At 69.9% G+C, this 20,817-nt stretch carries 14 protein-coding genes; 6 read left to right on the top strand and 8 right to left on the bottom strand.

Translation table 11 applies throughout. The annotated features are described in order from the left end of the window. Positions 1–649: 649 nt before the first annotated feature. From ACFY6S_RS02050 to ACFY6S_RS02030, 5 genes are all read left to right on the top strand, one after another. A complete protein-coding gene (locus tag ACFY6S_RS02050) occupies positions 650–1,312 on the top strand; it encodes a UbiX family flavin prenyltransferase (RefSeq protein ID WP_388829475.1) in 663 nt (220 codons plus the stop codon). 8 nt (positions 1,313–1,320) lie between these two features. Next, the gene (locus tag ACFY6S_RS02045; RefSeq protein ID WP_388829472.1) at positions 1,321–1,926 is read left to right on the top strand and encodes a UbiX family flavin prenyltransferase; all 606 of its coding nucleotides are present in this window, start codon (positions 1,321–1,323) and stop codon (positions 1,924–1,926) included. Between the two features lie 123 nt (positions 1,927–2,049). Further along, positions 2,050–2,682 (top strand): NADPH-dependent F420 reductase, encoded by a 633-nt coding sequence (locus ACFY6S_RS02040; RefSeq protein ID WP_388829469.1) that lies wholly within the window; start codon positions 2,050–2,052, stop codon positions 2,680–2,682. 13 nt (positions 2,683–2,695) lie between these two features. Then, entirely contained in the window at positions 2,696–4,192 is a 1,497-nt protein-coding gene (locus ACFY6S_RS02035) for a UbiD family decarboxylase (protein WP_388829466.1), read from the top strand. 240 nt (positions 4,193–4,432) lie between these two features. Continuing rightward, positions 4,433–4,771, top strand: a complete 339-nt coding sequence (locus tag ACFY6S_RS02030; protein ID WP_388829463.1) for a hypothetical protein — start codon at positions 4,433–4,435, stop codon at positions 4,769–4,771. Here ACFY6S_RS02030 and ACFY6S_RS02025 read toward each other — a convergent pair. Further along, a complete protein-coding gene (locus ACFY6S_RS02025) occupies positions 4,768–4,956 on the bottom strand; it encodes a hypothetical protein (RefSeq protein ID WP_388829460.1) in 189 nt (62 codons plus the stop codon). The genes ACFY6S_RS02030 and ACFY6S_RS02025 overlap by 4 nt on opposite strands. 66 nt (positions 4,957–5,022) lie before the next feature. Here ACFY6S_RS02025 and ACFY6S_RS02020 point away from each other — a divergent pair, with 66 nt between their 5' ends. After that, the gene (locus ACFY6S_RS02020) at positions 5,023–5,796 is read left to right on the top strand and encodes a glycosyltransferase family 2 protein (RefSeq protein ID WP_388829457.1); all 774 of its coding nucleotides are present in this window, start codon (positions 5,023–5,025) and stop codon (positions 5,794–5,796) included. A 1,032-nt stretch (positions 5,797–6,828) separates the two neighbouring features. On the opposite strand, the gene ACFY6S_RS02015 is transcribed toward ACFY6S_RS02020, so the two are convergent. From ACFY6S_RS02015 to ACFY6S_RS01985, 7 genes are all read right to left on the bottom strand, one after another. Further along, positions 6,829–8,865: a family 43 glycosylhydrolase gene (locus ACFY6S_RS02015; RefSeq protein ID WP_388829454.1), complete on the bottom strand. Its 2,037-nt coding sequence runs from the start codon at positions 8,863–8,865 to the stop codon at positions 6,829–6,831. 33 nt (positions 8,866–8,898) lie between these two features. Continuing rightward, a complete protein-coding gene (locus ACFY6S_RS02010; RefSeq protein ID WP_388829451.1) occupies positions 8,899–10,911 on the bottom strand; it encodes a beta-galactosidase in 2,013 nt (670 codons plus the stop codon). A 58-nt stretch (positions 10,912–10,969) separates the two neighbouring features. Then, positions 10,970–14,623 (bottom strand): glycosyl hydrolase 115 family protein, encoded by a 3,654-nt coding sequence (locus ACFY6S_RS02005; protein WP_388829448.1) that lies wholly within the window; start codon positions 14,621–14,623, stop codon positions 10,970–10,972. Positions 14,624–14,786: 163 nt separating this feature from the next. Next, positions 14,787–17,402 (bottom strand): alpha-L-rhamnosidase C-terminal domain-containing protein, encoded by a 2,616-nt coding sequence (locus ACFY6S_RS02000; RefSeq protein WP_388829445.1) that lies wholly within the window; start codon positions 17,400–17,402, stop codon positions 14,787–14,789. Between the two features lie 120 nt (positions 17,403–17,522). Then, on the bottom strand, positions 17,523–18,797 hold the full coding sequence (locus ACFY6S_RS01995) for an ABC transporter substrate-binding protein (RefSeq protein ID WP_388829442.1): 1,275 nt from the start codon (positions 18,795–18,797) through the stop codon (positions 17,523–17,525). A gap of 47 nt (positions 18,798–18,844) precedes the next feature. Next, complete coding sequence (locus ACFY6S_RS01990; protein WP_388829439.1) at positions 18,845–19,666, bottom strand: carbohydrate ABC transporter permease; 822 nt, start codon at positions 19,664–19,666, stop codon at positions 18,845–18,847. Beyond that, entirely contained in the window at positions 19,663–20,544 is an 882-nt protein-coding gene (locus tag ACFY6S_RS01985; protein WP_388829436.1) for a carbohydrate ABC transporter permease, read from the bottom strand. Before ACFY6S_RS01985 ends, ACFY6S_RS01990 begins: the two co-directional genes overlap by 4 nt. Positions 20,545–20,817: the final 273 nt, after the last annotated feature.

Raw genomic sequence — 20,817 nt, 5'->3', positions numbered from 1 at the left:
GTCCCCTGATAATGACGCGGACGCACTGCACTCGTCACCACACGGCCGCGACGCTGCCCGTAGACGACATCTCGCCGGAACGGGAAGAGTTCGACGCTCACCGTCATCCAGGTGCCCGTGCCCATTCGCTCCCGAGAGGGCAATGGACCGTCCTCCCCTTCGATGTGGCACAAGCCGCGCACCTAAGGGCTGTCCCGTCATGCCCGGCGGGCGCGCGACGACAGCTACGGCACCTCGCCGCGTTGTCGGAACATCCGCGTACATCCAGTCCGCGGACGCTCCTCCCCGTGCGGTGTGAGTCCTGTTCGCACGGGGAGCGGGACTTCTGCCGTGACGGGAGGTACATGAGCGGGGCATCACTGGCCGGCGCGGCTCGGGTTCCCCACGCTGGTGCGTCGAGCTGGATCACGTGATCCGGGCGGGCGCGTCGGAGCCGGTCGTACTCGCCAAGCCGAAACCGTGACGGCGTGACGGAAAGGGTGCGCGGGCCGCAGTTCAGCCGCTCGTGCGCCGGCCGGGTCGCTTTCGGCCGCGGTGACGCGAGTCACCGCTCCGGATGCGGACATCAGCGGCCTCCCGCAGGATGGTAGAGGCGCTTACGTCTTCGGGGGGAACATCCTGGCATCGGCCTTCCGGAGGGCGACTCACCATGGCAGAACCGGAGCAGCGCAGCATCACCTTGGCCGTGACCGGTGCCGGTGGCACCCGCATGGCCCGGTATGTCCTGGCTGCGCTCGACCGTGACGAGCGGGTCGGCCATATCGACCTGCTGGTGTCGGCCAACGGCCGCAAGCTGATCGCCCACGAGTTCGGTGGATCGGAGCGTGACGACGTCGTACGGGCCGTGCTCGGCAGGCCGTCGGGCAAGGTGTACGCGTGGGATCCCGACGGCTGGGCCGGGCCGGTGAGCTCGGGCAGTTACCCCAGTTGGGGCATGATCGTCGTGCCGTGTGCGCTGGGTGCGGTGAGCCGGATCGCGCAGGGGCAGGCGTCGTCGCTCGTGGAGCGGGCCGCGGATGTGTGTCTCAAGGAGCGGCGGCCGCTCGTGCTGTGCGTGCGTGAGACCCCGTTCAACTTGATCCACCTTCGGAACATGACGCAGGTGACGGAGGCCGGGGCGGTCGTGTACCCGATGATCCCGACGTATTACAACATCCCCGAGACGGTTGAGCAGATGTTCGAGGAGTTCACGGCCCGGCTCCTGGGCTTCGTCGGCCTGGAGCAGACCGACTACTACGCCTGGCGGGAGGGCGGTTCGGCAGCCTCCGCGGAGCGGGCCGCCGCCCGCACCGCCGGCGCGAGCGGGCAGTGAGGTCCGCCATGCGACTTGTCATCGGCATGACCGGCGCCAGCGGCGCGCCCATCGGTGTCCGCCTGCTGGAGACCCTGCGCGAACTCGACGGGGTGGAGACCCACTTGGTGCTCTCGCGGTGGGCCCGCCCGACCATCGAGCTGGAGACCCCCTACACCGCCCGCCAGGTCGGCAAGCTCGCCGACGTGGTGTACGGGCCGGGGGACCAGGCCGCCGCGATCTCTTCGGGCTCCTATCCGGTGGACGGGATGATCATCGCGCCCTGCTCGATGAAGTCCGTCGCGGGCATCAGGACCGGATACGCGGACGGCCTGATCGGTCGGGCCGCCGACGTCACGCTCAAGGAGCGCCGACGCCTCGTGCTGGTCCCGCGCGAGACCCCGCTGAGCGAAATCCACCTGGAGAACCTGCTCGCCCTGTCGCGGATGGGCGCGGTGGTGCTGCCGCCGATGCCCGCGTTCTACACCCACCCCGCCTCGACCGACGACCTCGTCGAGCACACCGTCACCCGGATCCTGGACCAGTTCGCGCTGCCAGCGCCGCACGCGCGGCGCTGGAAGGGGCTGGCCGCCGCGCGCGCCGACCTGGATGACCCTCCCCAGCCGGAGGACTGACCGGTCGGAGCGGTTTCACCAGCTCGGACGGTTCCGCTCCCGGGACCGCACGACCCACGTGGTGCCGCGTTCCACCGTTGGCCCAGCGCCGGCACCGACGTTTGACGGAAGAAGGAGCCAACCGTGGAGATCACGATCGTCGGCGCGGGCAAGATGGCCCGCGGCATCGCCACCCGCGCCCTCGCGGGCGGCCACCGGGTCCGTCTCGTGGACAGCGCCCGGGCCAAGGCGGACGCCCTCGCCGCCGACCTCGGCGCGGGTGCGAGCGGTGCGGACTTCGAAGCGCTGGACGGCGCGGACATCGTCGTGCTCGCCCTGCCGTTCGAGGGGGCGAAGGCCGTGGCCCGCGAGCACGCGCAGGCCCTCGCGGAGAAGGTCGTCGTGGATATCTGCAACCCCGTCGACTTCTCCACCTTCGACTCACTCGTAACCCCGCCGGGCGTGGCAGCCGTCACCCTGGTCGCGGCCGAGGCGCCACGGGCCCGCTTCGTCAAGGCGTTCAACACGACCTTCGCGGGCACGCTGGTGGCGGGCGAGGTGGCCGGGCAGCCCCTGGATGTGTTCCTCGCGGGCGACGACGACGCCGCGAAGGCGACCGTCACCGAACTCGTCAGGAGCGGCGGCCTGCACCCTATCGACGCCGGACCGCTGCGCCGCGCCCTGGAGCTGGAGTCCTTCCAGTTCCTGCACATGACACTGCAGGACCGGCTCGGCCTGAACTGGTCCAGCGCGATCAAGATCATTCCCCAATCCTGACTGAGGTGTCCCCATGACGTCTGACGCATCTGAACAGGAAGCCTCTGTACGGGACTTGCGCTCGGCCTTGGACCGGTTGAAGAACCACCCCGGCCAGTTGCACACCACCGACCACCCGATCGACCCGATGGGCGAACTCGCCGGTGTGTACAAGCGGGTGGGCGCGGGCGGTACCGTCGAGCGCCCCACCCAGCTCGGCCCGGCCATGATGTTCGAGAACGTGAAGGGCTACCCGGGCGCCCGCATCGTGGTCGGCCTGCTGGCCAGCCGCGAACGCGTCGGCATCATGCTGGAGTCGGAGCCGCACAAGCTCACCCAGCGGATGGCCGAGGCCGTCCGCAACCCGATCGAACCGGTCTTCGTCACCGCCGAGGCGGCTCCCTGCCAAGAGGTCGTGCACAAGGCAACCGACGACGGCTTCGACATTCGCACACTGCTGCCCGCCCCCACCAACACCGACGAAGACGCGGGCCCGTACTTCTGCGAGGCACTGGTACTCGGCTCGGACCCGGAGACCGGCCACACCGACGTGACCATTCACCGACTGTGCGTGCAGGGCAAGGACGAGATCTCCATCTTCTTCGCGCCCGGCCGACACATCGACGCGTTCCGGCAGAAGGCCGAGGCCAAGGGCGAGGCGTTGCCCGTCTCCGTCAACATCGGGATCGATCCGGCGGTCTACATCGGCGCCGAGTTCGAGGCGCCGACCACCCCGCTCGGCTTCGACGAACTGACCATCGGCGGCGCCCTGCGCGGCGAGGGCGTCGAACTGGTCGACTGCCTGACGGTCGCGCAGAAGTCCATCGCCCGCTCCGAAATCGTCATCGAGGGCGAGATCCTCCCGAACGTGCGGGTCAAGGAGGACCAGAACACCGGCACCGGGCACGCCATGCCCGAGTTCCCCGGCTGCGATGGCCCCGCCAACCCCGCCCTCCCCCTCATCAAGGTCAAGGCGGTCACCACCCGCACCAACCCGATCGTGCAGACCCTGGTCGGCCCCGGCGAGGAACACGTCTCGCTGGCGGGCATCCCCACCGAGGCAGCCATCTACAAGTCCTGCGAGGACGCCTTCCCCGGCTTCGTGCAGCAGGTGTACGCACACTCCGCGGGCGGCGGCAAGTTCCTCTCCATCATCCAGGTCAAGAAGAACAACGCATTCGAGGACGGCCGCGCCCGTCAGGCCGCCATCCTCGCGCTCGGCGTCTACGCGGAGCTCAAGCACGTCGTCCTGGTCGACGAGGACGTCGACCCGTTCGACAGCGACGACGTGCTGTGGGCCATGACCAACCGCTTCCAGGCCGACAAAGACCTCGTGATCCTCCCCAAGATCGCCGGGCACGTCCTCGACCCCTCCCAGACCCCCCAGTACAACCCGGAGCTCCCGGCCAAGGGCGTCACCGCCAAGATGGTCTACGACGCGACGAAGCCCTACGCGCTGCGCGACACGTTCCGGCGCGCCCATTTCCGCGACGTCGACCCCACCCCCTGGTACCCCGACTACAAAGAATGAGATCTGCCACGACCGAGCCCGCCACCGCAGCCTGCCCGCAGGCCGAGAAGTTGCTCGGCTACGCCATTGATGAGGCACGCGGAAACGGCCCCGGCTCCACGGGGCGGCCTCGGCCGGCCCGCCCCGCACCGACGTTGTCGGCGTGCGCGTCGGGCCCGCACCATACCCACCGGCCGACGCGGCCTCGAACAACCTCGCTGAGCCGCCCAGCAGCCCCAACTGAAACGCCGAGGCCAGGAGTTGCTCGCACATCCACTGCTGCACGGTCGTGAGCTGGTCCCATCCGAGCCGCACCGACTGCACCCACCGCCCCGGATCCTCGCCCGCCGTGGTGGGCGGCGCCTCGCCCGCGTCCAGGTGCGGTGGAAGCACCGCTGCCACATCACCGGCCACGACGGGCGCCAGGACGCGTCGATCTCCTCCAACTGCTCGCGCCGCTCGTCCGACAGCGCCCCGGCCGACGACTTCACCGGCAGTCCCTCGGCACGCCGCTGCTCGGTCTCCTGCGCCTTCCGGGCGGCCGCCCGCGCGTTCTTCAACCCAGCAGACCCGACAACTCCCATCCCGACCACCGACTAGCCCCCGGAGTCCAGCGCGGCGCGCAGCCGCGCGGAGGTCACGTCCTCGACGTAGGAGTGGCCGGCGGCGAGTTGCTGAACTCGGTGAGCGTCCACGTCGTAGCCGATCACGCGGTGCCCCGCCTCCGCGGCGCGTACGGCCGGCGGAAGCCCTACGTAGCCCTGACCAGCGACGACTGTCCGCATGTCAGCTCCTACTCGGTAGCGGTGCTTGAATGGACCGTCATTCCTGATCTGGCAAGGAGATGCGCTGTGCCCCTGGTGTCTGTCGTGATGCCCGTGTACAACTCGGCGGCCACCCTCGGCGCGGCCGTCCGATCGGTGCTGACACAGACGCACAGCGACGTGGAGCTGCTGGTCACCGATGATCAGTCGTCCGACAGCTCGATGGATCTGCTGCGCGAGTTCGCCGCCCAGGACGAGCGCGTGCTGCCGCAATCGGCGCCCGAGCGGGGTGGTGCGGGCCGGGCCCGCAACCTCGCGATCGAGCGGGCCCGTGGGGATTACGTGGCGTTCCTCGACTCCGACGACATGTGGCTGCCGGAGAAGACCGAGAAGCAGCTCGCCTTCGCCGCCGAGGGCGATGCGCCGCTGACGTTCACCAGCTACTTCAAGATGGACGCTGACCACGACGGCGAGAGCACCGACTGGGCCCCGAACGGCCGGGTGATCCGTGCGCGGGCACACGTGGACTACCGCGCGATGCTGGTCCAGGACCACATCGGTGCTCTCACCGCCATGTACGACCGCAATGCCCTGGGCACCAGGCTCATGCCGGAGATGCGTAAGCGCCAGGACTACGCGCTGTGGCTGTCGATCATGCGGGACGGTGCTGACGCCCGGGGCCTGGCCGAGCCGCTTGCGGTGTACCGGGCGGGTCAGGCGGGATCGCTGTCCTCCAACAAGATGTCCTTGGTCAAGTACAACTGGTCGCTGTACCGCGAGCACGAGGATCTGTCGGTCCCGCGGGCTACGCGGGCGCTGGCCGGCGCTGTGTGGCAGTCGCTGCGCAACTCGCGCATCTAGGGCGTGTCGGAGATGTCGATCGACGCAGCCCAGGTCTTGATCGACATCTTGATCGACATTTCGGGTACCGCATGGCGTCAGGCCACCCGGTGGCGGTATCGAGCCGGCGAGACGCCACTGGTGGCGGCACGGCGAGAGCTGCTCGCTGCCAGACCCGGTTGAGCCGCCACAGTTGCCGGCCGTGCTCGGCACCCTGGTGCCAGACGGTCCGTGGCGTGCTCGGGATCGTGCATGACGAGCGATCACAGCGCCTGCCGTGTGAGGGTGAGTTGGACGGTCGACTTGTGGCGGACAGCGACTTGTCGTACCTGGTCGCGATGGTTCGTGCCTGATTCAGAAGGCCGATCCGGCACTCGACTCTGTGTCCGCTCTTGTACATGTCGCGGTCGGATCCAGGCGGGCGGCCGCCGAGGGACCCACGCCGGACCCGGTGTCCGGCCTGGTCCCGCTTCTCCGGGATGGTGTGTGCGATCCCGCGTTTGCGCGGGTAGGAGCGGATCTGACGCGAGGAGTACGCCCGGTCGGCAAGTACATGATCCGGCCGGGTGCCGGGTGTGCCCGACCGGGCCCGGCCCCGTGGCCGTGCCCGTTCGGGGGCTGGACCTGGGGGCGGGACTCGGTGGGTCACCGGTGTGCCGTGGGCCGGCCACACGGCCGGGCCGTCGCCGGCCCCCGCGCGCGGGAAGAGCTGGAGGAGCAGCCGTCGGCCGGAGACCGGGACGGTCTCCTGTCCGCTGTGGAGCGCTTCTCGGCCGTGCGGGAAGCGGCGCTGGTTCACGATGAGGTAGTCCCCGGGCTGGAGCATGAAGGAGATCTGCCCCGGACGAGCTCCGCGGCGAGTTCCCCGGCTGCTTCGGCGTGCGCCTGGCCGAGTTCGGACCTCTCCGGCATCTTGGCGGTGAACCGGAGGAACCCCTCGCCCGGGTCGGAGCCGTCCAGGATCGGCAACGGCGGGTACTCCTCGCCCACGCCGAACAGGTCGAAGCGAGTCCCGTAGTGGTAGGCGCGCCCTTGGCGGTATCAGTGGCGGTATCAGTGGCGGGTCAGCGACAGGGCGTCGAGGGTGACCCAGTGGTTGCCCGCTGTGCTGCGCACCTCGACTGCCACCGTGACGGGGCCCGCAGGGAGCCGCATTCCGTCGCGGGTCACCGTTCGCCACTCGGTGGACGGTTCACCGAGGTCGAGCAGGTACTCCCGTCCGTCGCCGGTGATCCTGATGCGGGCGTGGTCGAGTCCGCCGTCCGTCTTGGTCCTGGCCGAGAGGCGGTACCGTCCCGCGGGCACCGTGCCCTCCTGCGACAGGGAACCCGAGAACGGGCCGGGGGCACCCAACTTGAGGGCGAATCGGGTGGAGTCGGCGCCGGGTGAGATGTTCGCCACGAAGTTGGTCGTGGAGACGTCGGTGTCGATGTGGGTGATCCATCCGGTGAGCTGGGTGACCGGCACCCGGTCGGCGGCGAACTGCGGGTTGAGGAGGTAGTTGTTGTCGCGTCCCGTCGTCCAGACGCCGGTGACGGCGTTCAGTTCCCAGTGGCTCAGCGACCGGAAGACCAGGCCGTCCTCGGTGTCCGCCAGGGGCATCCACTGGTTGTAGCCGAGGCCGTTCCAGGCGAAGTCCGCCCAGCGGTCGCCGCAGAAGACGACGGTGTCCTGGCGCTGTCCGTGGACGGTGACGAAGAAGCCGGTCTGGGTGACATGGCTGTAGTCCTTCTCCGTTCCCGGGAGCACGTACTCGGCCGTGTACTCGCCCTGGATGTCCTGCGTCTTCGATTTGATGACGTACGCCTGCGAGGCGTTCCAGCCGTGCAGGTCCGACGTCGCCACGTAGTAGTGGCCGTCGTACTTGAACATCGCGTTGCCCTCGCGTCCCTCAGGGGCGTAGCCGATCTGGACGGCCGGTTCAATGCTCAGGGAGTCGGCTTCGGCGAGCTTGCTGACGTAGGAGTAGACGCGGCCGGTGCCGCCGGAGAAGACGAGGTAGCCGGTGCCGTCGTCGTCGGCGAAGACCGTCTGGTCCTTGGTGGACTGGGTGGGGACGCCCGCGATCTGCGGCTGGATGGTGGCGTAGGTGAAGTCGTCGGCCGGGTGGTCGCCCTGGAGGAAGAGGACGGCGCCGTTGTTCCCGTCCGTGTCCAGGGCGTTGCCCATCTGGACGAGGAGGACGTACTTGCCGGTGTTGGGGTTGTGGACGACGCCGAGGCGCCCCAGCCACGAGGTGTCCGCGAGGTTCGTCATCCGCGCGAACGTGGAGTCGTTGGTCTCCTTCTCCGACGGGATCCACAGAGGGGTGGACGGTGTCGCGATGTTCTTCTCGAAGGTCCAGTTCGTCAGGTCCTTCGACGAGTAGCAGGTGATCGCGGTGAACGTCGAGTCGTAGGTGCGGGTCGGGCTCTCGAGGTACTGCTCCGCGCCGGTGTAGCGGACTCCGTACCAGTAGTAGGTGTCGCCGAAACGGAAGACGCCGCCGCCCTGGGAGTAGATCGGGTTGCCGTCCGTGTCGCGCCAGAAGGTGTCGTTGCGTATCTCGCCGAAAGCGTGGGCCGCCGTCGGTGTCAGGCCGGCCGCCGCCTGCTGGAGCGCGTTCTTGGCGTGGACGATGTCCGTGCGGGTGGCGTCGTCCGTACGCAGCACCTCTTCGGCGGCGCCGAGCGCACGGGGCAGGTCGTGCCAGGAACGCCGGGTGTAGTCGGCGAGGTCGCGGGTCCTGTACTCGGTGACGAAGCGGCGCAGCCCTCTGGTCATGACCAGGTCGTCGGCCGCGGCCGCGAGCGCCGTCCGTGCTTCCTGCCGCTGTTGCGGGAGCGGTGAACCGGCCAGCAGTGTCGCCGTCGCCGCGCGGACAGGGCCGAACGCGGCCCACGACGCGGGGGTGTAGTCGTCCTCGACCTCGTGGGCGAGTGAACCGTAGAGCTTCTCCAGGTCGTCGCCGCCACCGCCACTGTCCCCGGTGGCGGCGGTGGCGGCGGTGGCGATGGCCGTCTTGGATCCCAGGGCCATCACTGCGACGCCCGTCGCGGCGCCGGCGAGCAGTGAACGGCGCGGAACCGCGCTGTTTCCCATGGCGTTCATTCGGATTCCGTCCTGTCGTGTGAGGCGGTGCGGTCAGCGTTCGTGGATGACGGTGCTGTCGAGCGCGGGGACGTGGAGTGTGTCGATGACATCCTGGTCGCGGAGCAGGTCGCGTCCGCTCGCGGCGAGGTCGATGCCGCGGTCGGTGTGGTTGATGACGAAGAGGTAGCTGGATCCGTCCGCTGCGTGGCGCCGTACGGCCTCGACGCCTGTCGGCAGGTCGGCGACGACGGGGGCGACGCCCGCCTCGGCAAGAACCTGGTCGACGAGGCTGCCCGTGGCCTCGGAGTCGGGGCGGGTGGCGATATACCAGGCGGTGCCGTCGCCGACGGTGTTGCGGGTGACGGCGGGCAGCCCGGCCAGAGGGCCCTCCGCCCAGGTCCGTACGGCCTTCGCGCCTTCCAGGTGGGTCTTCTCGCTCCACAGGTCGGCGCGAGCGCCGTCGTCCAGGGTGAGTACTTCATCCTCGTGGAGGGGGTGGAACTCCTCGGTGCGCACGCCGAGCAGGTCCCGGAAGGCACCGGGGTAGCCCCCGGGGCGCACGTGGTCGAACTCGTCGACGATGCCGCTGAAGAACGTGATCACGACGTGGGCGCCGGCCCGCGCGGCGGCGGTGAGGCGGGCCGCGTCCTGGTCGGTGACGCTGTACAGCATGGGCGCGAACACCGCCCGGTAGCCGGTCGGATCTGCCTGCGCGGGGACGATGTCGACGGTGATGTCGCGCTGCCACAGGGCGCGGTACCAGCGCAGCACCTCCTGGGGGTAGCTCAGGGCGTCGGTCGGGTGGCCGTCCAGTTCGGCGCCCCACCACGACGGGTAGTCGAAGACGAGCGCCACGTCCGCGGTGACTCGGCTGCCCTTGACCGGGGCGAGGGCCTTGAGGCGCCGTCCCAGTTCCACGGTGTTGCGCCACACGTCGGTGTCGCGCCCGGCGTGCGGGACCATCGCGGAGTGATACTTCTCGGCGCCCGCGAGGGACTGGCGCCACTGGAAGAACATGATGGCGTCGGCGCCGCGGGCCAGGTGCGCGAGCGAGTTGCGCAGCATCTGTCCCGGGCCCTTGGCGCGGTTGCGGGGCTGCCAGTTGACGGCCGACGTGGAGTGTTCCATCAGGATCCACGGCGCGCCGCCGGCGACTCCGCGGCTGAGGTCCGCGCTGAAGGCGAGCCCGATGTGGGCCTCGCGGTCGGCGGCGATCAGGTAGTGGTCGTTGGCCACGACGTCCATGTCGGCGGACCAGGAGAAGTAGTCGACCCACTTGTTGTCGGGGAGGGACATCATGAAGTTCGTCGTGGTCGGCACCTGCGGGGTGATCTCGCGCAGCGCGTCGCGCAGGGCCCGGTAGTGGGCGAGCTGTTCGTCCGAGGAGAAGCGGGCGAAGTCGAGTTGCTGGGTGGGGTTGACGAACGTGGGAGCCGCGCGGGGCGGCAGGATCTCCTCGAAGGAGTCGTAGCGCTGGGACCAGAAGGTCGTCCCCCAGGCCGCGTTGAGGTCGTCGATGGAGGCGTAACGCTCCTGGAGCCAGTTGCGGAAGGCGACTTCGGCGTTGTCGGAGTAGTCGTGCGGGACGTGGCAGCCGAGCTCGTTGTCGATGTGCCAGACCGCGAGCGCGGGGTGGTCGCGGTAGCGCTCGGCCATCCGCCGGGTCATGGCCACGGCGTAGCGGCGGAAGACCGGTGAGGAGACGGCGTAGGACTGCCGTGCCCCCTGGCCGAGCACGGTGCCGTCGGCGGTCCTGGGCAGGATCTCGGGGTGCTTGCGCGTGAGCCACGGAGGCGGGGAGGCCGTGGCGGTGGCCAGCGCGACCTGGATGCCGCCCGCGTGCAGCCGGTCCAGCACGTCGTCGAGCCAGGCGAAGTCGTACTCGCCCTCACGGGGCTCCAGTTGGGCCCAGGAGAAGATGGCGACGCTGACGAGGTTGACGCCGGCCTCGCGCATCAGCTCGATGTCCTGCAACTGGACGTCCAGGGGCCACTGTTCGGGGTTGTAGTCGCCGCCGTAGGCGATCCCGGGAACGTTCAGCGGCCAGGCGGGGTGGTTCGGCATGCGGTTCTTCCTCCATGGGGCGGGAGCGCGGGTCCGGAGTACCTGCCCGGGGCAGGTGTCAGGAGCGGGCGGTGGTCGGGCCGGGCCACTGGGCGTCGGCGGGGGCGGGTTCGTCGCCGAGCGTCAGGTACAGGCGGTCGATACGCAGCCGTGCCTTGCGGGCCAGGACCGACAGGGTGTGCGGCCCCTCGGTCAGGTGCAGTTCACTGAGTTCCACCCACACCCAGGTCTGGGCGGAGGCGAAGGTGAACAGGTCGCCGCCGCCGAACTGTTCGGTCACTGGCTGCGGGGTGCCGTCCACGGCCAGGACGCACGAGTCGTCGTCGGCGGAGTCGAACTTGACCAGTGCCCACACGCGGTACGTGCCGGGCGTCCCGATCCGCACGGCGATGTGGAGTCCGGCGGCTGTGAGGGGGTCGGTCCAGTGGCGGCCTGCCGCGTCGACATGCAAGGCCAGCCCCGTGCCGCCGCTCGTCTCGGACTGTGTGTGCGTCCAGCGCACGGCGGGCTCGTCCGCGCTGGGGGTCAGCCAGCCGTCCGCGCTGTCCAGCAGGGCCCGTTCGACCTCGATGGCCAGGACCCCGCCTCGTTCGACGACCGGGCCGGGCGGCAGGCAGGCCAGTGCGTTCTTGGTGCCGTCCGGCCTGACCGCCTGGCGGGGTGCGCCCAACTGGTCCTGCGGGGTGGCCGGGTTGGGGGTGAACGTGGTGTCGCCGCTCCAGTAGCCGCGCGGCACGTGCAGGACGGGCGGCAGGGGGAGGGTGTCGGGGTCGATCCGGTACAGCTCGCGGCACACCTCCTGCGGGCCGGTGAGGTCATGGGCGTGCGGCGCGGGGTCCGGCGCGTCGAGGTCGGGCGCATCAGGGCGCCGGCTCGTGGGCGGGCCCAGAGCCGTGCGGCGTGGCTCCGCGGTGTGGACGACGAGGTGGCTGACGGCCACGTCCTCGTCCAGCGCGCGCAGGCGCAGGGTGTGGTGGCCGGGTTCGGCCCAGGGCAGACGCAGGTGGAGCCGCTCGACGTCCTCGACGACTGCCCGGCTCCAGGTGGACCGGTACTCGTCGGTGATCGCGGATTCCACGACGACCGGGGGCCGGTCGTCGAACTGCGCGGAGAGGCGCAGGCGTCCGGTGGAGTTGAGGGTCGGGGTGCGGTGCACTTCGAGCAGGTGGGCGCCGGCCGTGGTCAGGTGGATGTCGTACTCCGCGACCGGGGCGCACACGGTGGCCCGCGGAGGGTGTGTGGCAGCTGACGTGGCGTCGACCGTGGGGCGCCGCCGTGCTTCCAGAAGGCTGCCGTGTCCGCGTGCGAGGCGGTCGACCTCCACCCAGTTCAGTTCCGTCCCCTCGGTGCGGACGGTGGTCGCCGCCGCGGGCAGGGACACGTGTCCGTCCGCCTCCGGGAAGCACGGGCGCGGGCACGCGAGCTGTGGGGCCGCCGGTTCGACGTTCACGGTGATCGTGACCGTGCGCCCGTCGGTGGGGCTGTGCACCGTGATGTGTCCCTGGCGGCCGTCGGTCGCCGCCGATCGCGGGACGCGGACCGGGAGGCGCCGCTCGGTCCTGACCCGGCCGGTCGTGTCGGGCAGGTCGATCCAGCGGTCGGCGGTGAGGGTGTAGTCGAGCGTGCCCGCGCCGGTGTTGAACACCTCGATCCATTTGGTCCGGGTGCCGTGCGCCGAGAACGTCAGCTGTGGCTCGGTGCCGGGGGTTCGCTCGCCCCAGGTGATGACGCCGAGGCCGGGTTCGGCGAGCGTGAGCGCGGGCCGGGCGGCCGGATACTGGGCCGCGGCCGGCGGCGGGAACGCGTCGGGCGTCATGATGTCCTGCCAACGGCCCTCGGACATGACCGTGTTGTAGTGCTGCACCAGCGCCCGCCGCCACGCGTCGAACCGGCGCGAGAGGTCGAGGTAGTGGTCGGCCGCCGGTAGTTTGCCCTGTTCGTGGGCGAGGGTGCTGCGGTCGGCGAAGTAGAACTGGGCGTTGGTCAGGTAGGCGGCGTGGACCTTGAGGGCCACCAGTTGCATGAAGGCGTCGCGTTCGCCGCCGGGCAGGGCGGCCAGGATCTCGTTGACGTCGTCGTAGAGGCGGCGCAGATGTGCCAGGCGCCGCCCGAACTCGTCGCCGTACGCGGTCTGGGAGAAGACGCGCGAGGTGAGTTGCTCGACCTTGCGCACGTTGTTGAGCTGGGCGTAGTCCTGCAGGATCGCCGCGACCCGGGTGCCGTGGCCGCCGCTGAACGTGCGGTCGACCCAGTCGGCGAGGAACCCGGTGGTGTCCGCGGTCGTGGTTTCCTTGCCGGCCTCCCAGGCGCAGCGCAGGAACAGTTCGATGTCCTGCTCCAGCGGTTTGACCGGGCCGACGTTGTTCACCCACAGCGTGCGGATGCCGCGCTCCCACGCCTTGCGGAGCTCGTTGCGCATCTGCGCGGGAGGCGTGGACGACATCCACAGGTAACTGCGCGACGGCGGCGACCAGTAGGAGGAGTGGTAGTACAGGCCGTGGCCGCCCGAGCGCCGCAGCTCCTGCTCGTCGGGGAAGCGGCGCAGATGCCCGTAGCTGTCGTCGGACCAGATCAGCGTGATGTCCTCGGGCAGCCGCAGCCCGTCGTCGTACAGCGGGAGGACTTCCTTGTACGGCACGAAGATCTGCGGGGCCCCCTGACCGCGCTCTTCGCCGAGGACATCGACGAGCAGCCGGCGCTGGTCCTCGATCACCGTCTCCAGGAGCCGCACGCGGGCGCGGTGCTTCTCCTGCGGGCCGAGTGAATCGTCCTCGTCGATGGCCCGGGTGTGGAAACCGGAGTCGTGGATGCCGCGCATGCCCAGCGTCCACGTGACCTCGTAGCCGCCGTTCTGCTTGATGCCGCCGTTCCAGTACTCGTGCAGGGCCTGCTGGTTGGGGCCGGGGATCGAGTAGTCGTACTCCACGTGCTGTCCGCCGCGTTCGGCGAGCCAGGGCTCCCACTCGTGCTGGTTGCTGCGCAGCAGCATGTCGCAGTGGCTGGTCCCGATGACCACGCCCATCTCGTGGGCCAGTCGGCCGTTGTCGGGGTCGGCGTTGAAGGCGTTGACGTGCATCGCGGGCCACAGGTAGTTGCCCTTCAGGCGCAGCAGCAGCTCGTACACGCGCTCGTAGGTCTGCGGGCCGATGGTGGCGTCGTCGGTGTGTCTGCGCGCCCAGGCGTCGAGTTCCTCCTCGTCGTTGATGAAGATGCCGCGGTAGCGCACCGAGGGATGGTCCGCCGTGCGCAGGCCGCGCTCCACCGTGACGTGCTCGCGGCGGCGGACGGGCACGTCGGCCCACCATCGCCAGGGCGAGACACCCATCGCCTCGCACAGGTCGTACACCCCGAAGGCGGCTCCGCGGGGATCGGCTCCGACGATCCACAGCCGGCCGTCCACCTCCTGGAGGAGATATCCCTCCCAGTGCGGCTGTCCGGTGTCGTCCCGCAGCGCGGAGAGGTCGAGGGCGCTGTGACCGCCCTGTTCGGCGGTGAAGGGGCTGCCGTTCAGGGTGGCGACGACGATGTGGGCGCGGCGTGGATCGCCGACGGTCGTGGTGACGGCGCCGCATACCGCGGTGAGGTCGCGTGCCAGTGCCTGTACGGCGCGGTGCACGGACGGCGGTTCCGACGCGGCGACGGCGATGAGGGTGTCGGTGTCGGGCGCGGCCAGGACGACTCCTGCGGTGGCGTCATCGCAGAGATAGGCCATGATCTTTCGGACCTCGCTGGTGGGGAGTGCGGGCGGGGGTGGGCCCGGCGCGCGGGAGGGCGTGTTTCCGGCAAGCCGGAGTGGACGGTGCTCGAAGGGGGCGCCGCGCGGGTGGGGGCACCCTTGTCAGGGCGGTCGGGTGGTGGACGGACAGGACGTCACGTCATCCGGCGCTGACCCGGTGACAGCCGCCGCCGCTGATCGGGATGTGCGCCACGGTCTCGCTCGGGCTGTGCCGGGACACGCGGCGGTGCGGCGGTGCGGGAGCGTCGGAGGTGACCTCGAGCCGGGCATTCTCCGCGGACAGTGGCACGAGCACGGTTCCGGAGGTTCCGTCCGGGACGGTGACGTCGACGTCGAGGCCGCCGTCGGGTGTGCGCGACCACGCCACCTCGATGGCGCCGTGCGGCGTCGGCATCACGCCCCGCGCCCACGCCAGGTCGCCGGGTTGCGGGGCGACCTCCCAGGTGGCGAACCCGGCGGAGGTGGGGCGGACGCCCAGGACGTGATGGGACAGGGCCGTGGTGGCTCCGGCGGCCCAGCCGTGGGCGAGGCTGGTCGTGGAGTCGAAGCCGGGCGCGCCGTCGGGGCCGAGGAGTTCCCAGGCCGTGCCCACCGCGTGCTGCTCGGCGTCGGCCATGTGTCCCCACAGCCGGCGGATCAGGCGCAGTGCCCGGTCGGTTCGGTGGTGGGCGAACAGCGCGCGTACGAACATGTCGCAGACGTACGGGCTGACGTGCGGCCTGAATCCCGTGTCCGCGCTGAACGGAGAGGGTCCGACGGCCGTGTCGGGAAGCGCCCGTTCCAGCGCGTCGAGGATCCGGACGGCCTCGTCCTCGTCCGGCAGCCCGGTCAGGACGGCCAGGGCGTTGCCGTCCAGGGCCACGGCTGCCGGCTGCTCGTCCGAGAGCCGGTACAGGTGCCGCTCGGCGTCGAACAGGTGGCGGTTGACGGCGGAGCGCAGGGCGTCGGCCTGCGCGCGCAGGTCCTTGGCTTGCGCCGGCAGTTCGAGCGCCTGGGCCAGGTCGGCCGTGCACCGGAGCATCTGGTGGTACGCGGCGTTGTAGGCGGTCACGGCCCCGGTCTTGGGGCCGTCGTACCAGTCCCAGTCGAGGCCGTCGGCCTCGCCGGTGACGATCAGGCCCCGGTGGTCGAGCAGGGTCCGGCACCAGGCCAGCATCTGCCGGGTCCAGGGCCACTGCTCGGCGGCGAGCCGGGGGTCGCCGGTGTACAGGTGGTGGAGGGCGAGGTTGACGACCTGGTGCATGGAGTAGACGGCCGAGTAGGTCTGTCCGCACTGCGGGGCCGTGGCCGGCGGCAGGACGGGCGGGACGCGGGCCGCGGACTGGCCGTTCGCCTCCTGGTAGCCGTTGAGCAGCTCGATCGAACCGCGCACGTAGTCCTCGGCAACGGTGGTGCAGAAGACGTTGGGGATCTGTACGAGCAGGTCCCCGCTCCACACGGTGCGGTCGCGCTTGCCTCCGTCGAGGATGACCGGCAGCGGGTCCGGGTGGCGCACCGCGTCGCCGCTGAACGCCGCGAGGGCGGCGGGGTCGTCGAGCGGGTCCTCGTACAGGACGCGGCCGTCGGCGGCGGTGACCGTCAGATGCCGGAAGCGGGCTCGCTCGGTCGGTTCCTTGAAGCCCCAGGCCTGATGGAAGCCGACCGACCCGGTCGAGCGCGTCGGCACACCCTCGGGCAGGGCGGAGGTGTCCAGCGTGCCCAGCGTGCGTCCGTCGAGGGCGACGGTGATGAGAGGTCCTGCCAGGGTGGTGCGCACCTCGTGCCAGGCGCCGTCGATGAGCGGCACATCGACCGGGACGCGGCCGAGCGGGGTGTAGCGGCGCACGTTGTCCTGCGGGCGGCCCTCGTGCCCGTCGTCGACGGCGAACCGCTCCAGGAAGGACGGGTGTTGGGCGTCTTCGGTGGCGCGCAGGGTGAACAGGTAGCCGTGCCGTCCCTCCTGCGAGGCCCGTACAATCCACCCGGCGGCCCGGTCCAGTACCCGGGTCTTGAAGGTCACCGTGACGTCGCCCCAGTCGGCGCCGGAGTCCAGCACCGCGAGGTGACCGCCGCAGGCCAGCAGCGATCCGTCCTGGACCGTCCACGGAACCGGCAGGGAGCGCGCTGGCAGCTGATTGAGCTGCACGGTGTAGGCGCCGTCGTACCAGATTCGATTGAGCTGGTCCGAGCTGCACGCGAACCATCCGCGGTAGTCCTCGGAGGTGGCCCGGAACCCCGTGAACCGCAGGCCCACGTCACCGATCACGAGCGAGCCGGGTGAGGTCAGCGCGATGCGCTGGTAGCGCAGGCCGCCCTGGGGCAGGCCGGAGGTGACCGTCCGAGGCTCGCGCACGGCCGTGCTCTCGGTGCGGTCCTGGTTCGCCGTGTCGTTGTGGCTTCCCCGGCGATCGCCCTCGGGGCCCGTCCAGGCGGCGCTCTCGCTGTAGGACAGATGCAGGTCGGGCGTGCCCGACACCCCCGTGATCTCGGCCCAGGGCACGCCGGCCACATTCTGACCGTAATCCAGGACCACGCTGGGTTCCGGCCCGCCGGGTTCCATGACCAGTTCGAGGCCACCTGTTGCGTCGATCAGGGCCTGGGCGCCCACGACGCGGCCGTCGCTCGACAGCACGGCGACGGGACGCACCGTGGACTGCTGCGGTCCACGGACGTAGGACCGCCAGTCGGTGTCGGGGCTGAGTTCGGCGCTGCCGACGGTCGCGGGAGTGCCGGGTGCGGCCGACTTGTGGGATGTTCGGGGCTGGGCTGAAGACACGTGAGCCGGTCCTTGAAAGGGGAGGAAGGAGAGAGGGAGAAGTGGAGGGGCGGGCAGGGCGGCACGGCGGACGCGACCGCGGTAGGGCGGGGCGGGAAGGCCGTCCGGTCGGTGCGGGACTCAGGTCGTGTCGAAGGCGTTGTCCATCTTGTCCAGGACGCCGCCGACCGAGTCCTGGCCGCTGAAGAGGCTCTGCACGCCGTCGAAGAGCTGCGGCTGCGTGGTAGTGCTGGGCCATAGGCGATCCGGCCAGGTGGTCGTCCTGTTCTCGTCGTTGAACTGCTTGACCACCTGGTCGACTTGACTCTTCTGCGGTAGATCGCCCGCCATCGCGGCCACGTCACCGAACGCCTTGGCGTGGGCGACCTGTGTCGTCGGCGCGGCCAGATAGGCGAGGAACTTCCCGGCCGCCTCCTTCCTTCCGCTCTTGGCGTTGATGCCGTAGGCGGGGCCGACGGAGGTGGGCAGGTAGGTGTCCTTGGGGTCGTCGTCGGCGGGAAGGGCCGCATAGGTGAGTACGAGGTCCTTGGGGCCGGTCGCGGCGATGGAGCCGGTCTCGGAGGAAACGCTCACCGTGGCGAGGGTGTCGCCCGCGCGGACGGCGTCCTGCACCTGGGAGTAGGGCGTGCCGTTGGGGCTCTTGTTGAAGCAGCCGGCGCGGTTCATCTCCTCAAGCTTGTGCAGGGCGGTCTTCCAGCCGGAGTCGGCGAAGTCGGCCTTGTCGGCCAACTGCCTTTCGACGAAGTCGGGGTGGGGTCCGTACACGAGCGAGGAAGTCAGCGCGTACGGGATCATCTGGGTGGTCCAGGTGTCGGACAGACCGAGGCCGTAGGCCGTCTTGCCGGCCGCCCGAGCGTCCTTGCACAACCGCAGGACCTGGCTCCAGGTCTGCGGAGCGCGCAGCCCGAGCTCGTCCAGCGCGCCCTGGTTGTAGATGCCGCCGATGGAGGAGAGCGTCATCGGTACGGCGACGAGCTTGCCGTCGTCCGTGCTCATCTGCGTGCGTGCGTTGTCCGGGACGCGGGAGGCCCAGGAGGCGTGGGAGAGGTCGGCGTAGTAGCCGCGGCCTCCGGCGAGCTTGGCGCTGACGTTGTTGCCGCCGCCGGGCGGCACCTGGATGACGTCGGGTGCGTTGCCGCCGGCGAGCTGAGGGCCGATGATCTCGCGGTAGTTCTGCGGGTAGTCCTTGACCACCACGGTGATGCCGGGGTTCCTCTTCTCGAAGTCGGGCAGCAGCCTCTTCAGCGCGGTGCCGCCGTTGGTGGCCACGGTCAGAACCTGTCCGCCGCCTTCGGTGGCGGGGGTGTTGGCGGTGGAGCAGGCGGTCAGCGCTGCTGCCATCGTGAGTGCGGCGCACAGGGTGCGCGGGGTGGGGCACTTTGCCGTCGATGACATCGTGCGGCCTTTCGCGGGTGGGTGGTGCGCGGGGGCGGGAGGGTGGTTCAGCCTTTGAGCCCGGAGGCGAAGCCGCGCATGATGAAGCGCTGCATGAGGAAGTAGGCGACCAGGATGGGGATCACCGAGGTGATCAGAGCCGAGAACACCAGCGGCCAGTTGGCGCTGTAATCCCCGACGAATGTGTAGACCGACAGCGGCGCGGTACGGGTGTTGCCGCCGGTCAGGTACAGCAGCGGGTTGAGGAAGTCGTTCCACACCCCGAGGGCGGTGAGGATGGCCACGGTGCCGGTGACCGGGCGGGTCAGCGGGAAGACAACGGACCGGAACATCCGCAGCGGGGCGGCGCCGTCGAGGGTCGCGGCCTCCTCGTAGTCGCGCGGCAGGTCCCGCAGGAACGCCGAGTACAAGAAGACGGAGAACGGCAGGTGGCCCGCTACGTAGATCAGGATCACGGTCACCGGATTGCCGACGAGACCGGCCTTGGAGAACGTCAGGTACAGCGGCAGCATCGCCAGCTGACCGGGAAAGAGGAACCCCGTCAGGAAGAGGTAGAACACTGCGCGGGACCAGCGCTGGGTGCGCCGGGTGATGGTGTAACTAGCCGCCGAGGCGATGACGATGATCAGCACCACGGAAACCACCGTGATGATGGTGCTGTTGACCAGGCTCGGGCCCATGGCCGACTCGGTCCACGCCGTGGAGATGTTCTCGAAGTGCAGCGGCCAGGTGAAGCTCAGGAACCCCGGCGTGCTGTTCGGGTCGCGCAGAGCGACGGACACGAGCACGAAGATCGGGATCATGAAGATCGCCGCGACGGCGATCAGCACCAGCTCAAGGGCGAACGTCCGCCCCGTGTAGCGGTTCATGCCAGCGCCTTCCGTTGCGTCAGCCGGTACTGAACGAAGCCGATGACCCCGACGACGAGGGTCAGAATGACGCCCTGAGCCTGGGCGTTGGGGTACTGGAGGTACAGGAAGCCCGACTTCCAGACGATGGTGGCCATCGTCTCGCTGGCACCCGAGGGGCCGCCGCCGGTCATCGAGAAGACGGTGTCGAACTGCTTGAGATTGCCCAGCACCGTCAGCAGCAGATTGACCACGATGGCGCCGTTGATCAGCGGCAGGGTGATCGACCACGTGCGGCGGAGCGGGCCGGCGCCGTCGATCGCGGCCGCTTCCAGCGCCTCGGTGGGCACGGCCTGCAGTCCGGCCAGATAGATGACCATCGAGTACCCGGCGCCCTGCCAGATGATCGCGGCGCAGACCGAGTACAGCACCAGGTCCGGGTCGCCGAGCCAGTCCTGCTGGAGCGCGCCCAATCCCACCGAGTTCAGCAGTGAGTTGAGGGTGCCGTCCGGGGTGAGCAGGTACTTCCAGAGGTATCCGGCGACGATCGGAGTGAGCACCACAGGCAGGAAGAACACCAGGCGCAGCGCATAGCGGCTTTTCACCCGGGAGTTGAGCCCCAGGGCCAGGAGCAGGCCGATCAGGTTCTGCCCGATCGTGACGACGACCGTGAGCAGGAACGTGTTGGTGATCGCCTTGACCGCGTTGTCGTCGGAGAAGATGTGGCGGTAGTTCCGCAGGCCGACGAAGGACACGACGTCCTTGAAACCGTCCCAGTCGGTGAAGGAGTAGGCCAGCCCCTGCGCGTTGGGGGCGAGGACCACTGCTGCGTAGATCAGGACGGCCGGGAGGGCGAACCACACCGGCGGGCGCAGTCCGGCGCGGCGACGCCGGGACACGTCGTCGATCGTCTGACGATCCGGCGGTTCCGGCGTGGCGACGGGAGGGGCTGGGAGTGCCGTCTGATGTGTGGTCATAGCGACCGGTCCGACGGGGCACAGGCGACTCTCACAAGGCTCATCTCCTTCGACGGCGAATCCTCACGCGGGGACAGCGTCACCGCAGGCCGGCACACCATCCAGAGGGGAGGCGGCTCTGCCGACCGCAGTAAAGTTATCGAGAACGAAACGTTAGTTATCGAGAACGAAAGCCGTCAAGACTTTGAACCGTGT

This window comes from Streptomyces sp. NPDC012835 (assembly GCF_042900885.1).
Classification (GTDB): domain Bacteria; phylum Actinomycetota; class Actinomycetes; order Streptomycetales; family Streptomycetaceae; genus Streptomyces.
The sequence above is the reverse complement of the archived record's forward strand: the minus strand, read 5'-3'. Positions and strand labels throughout refer to the sequence as shown.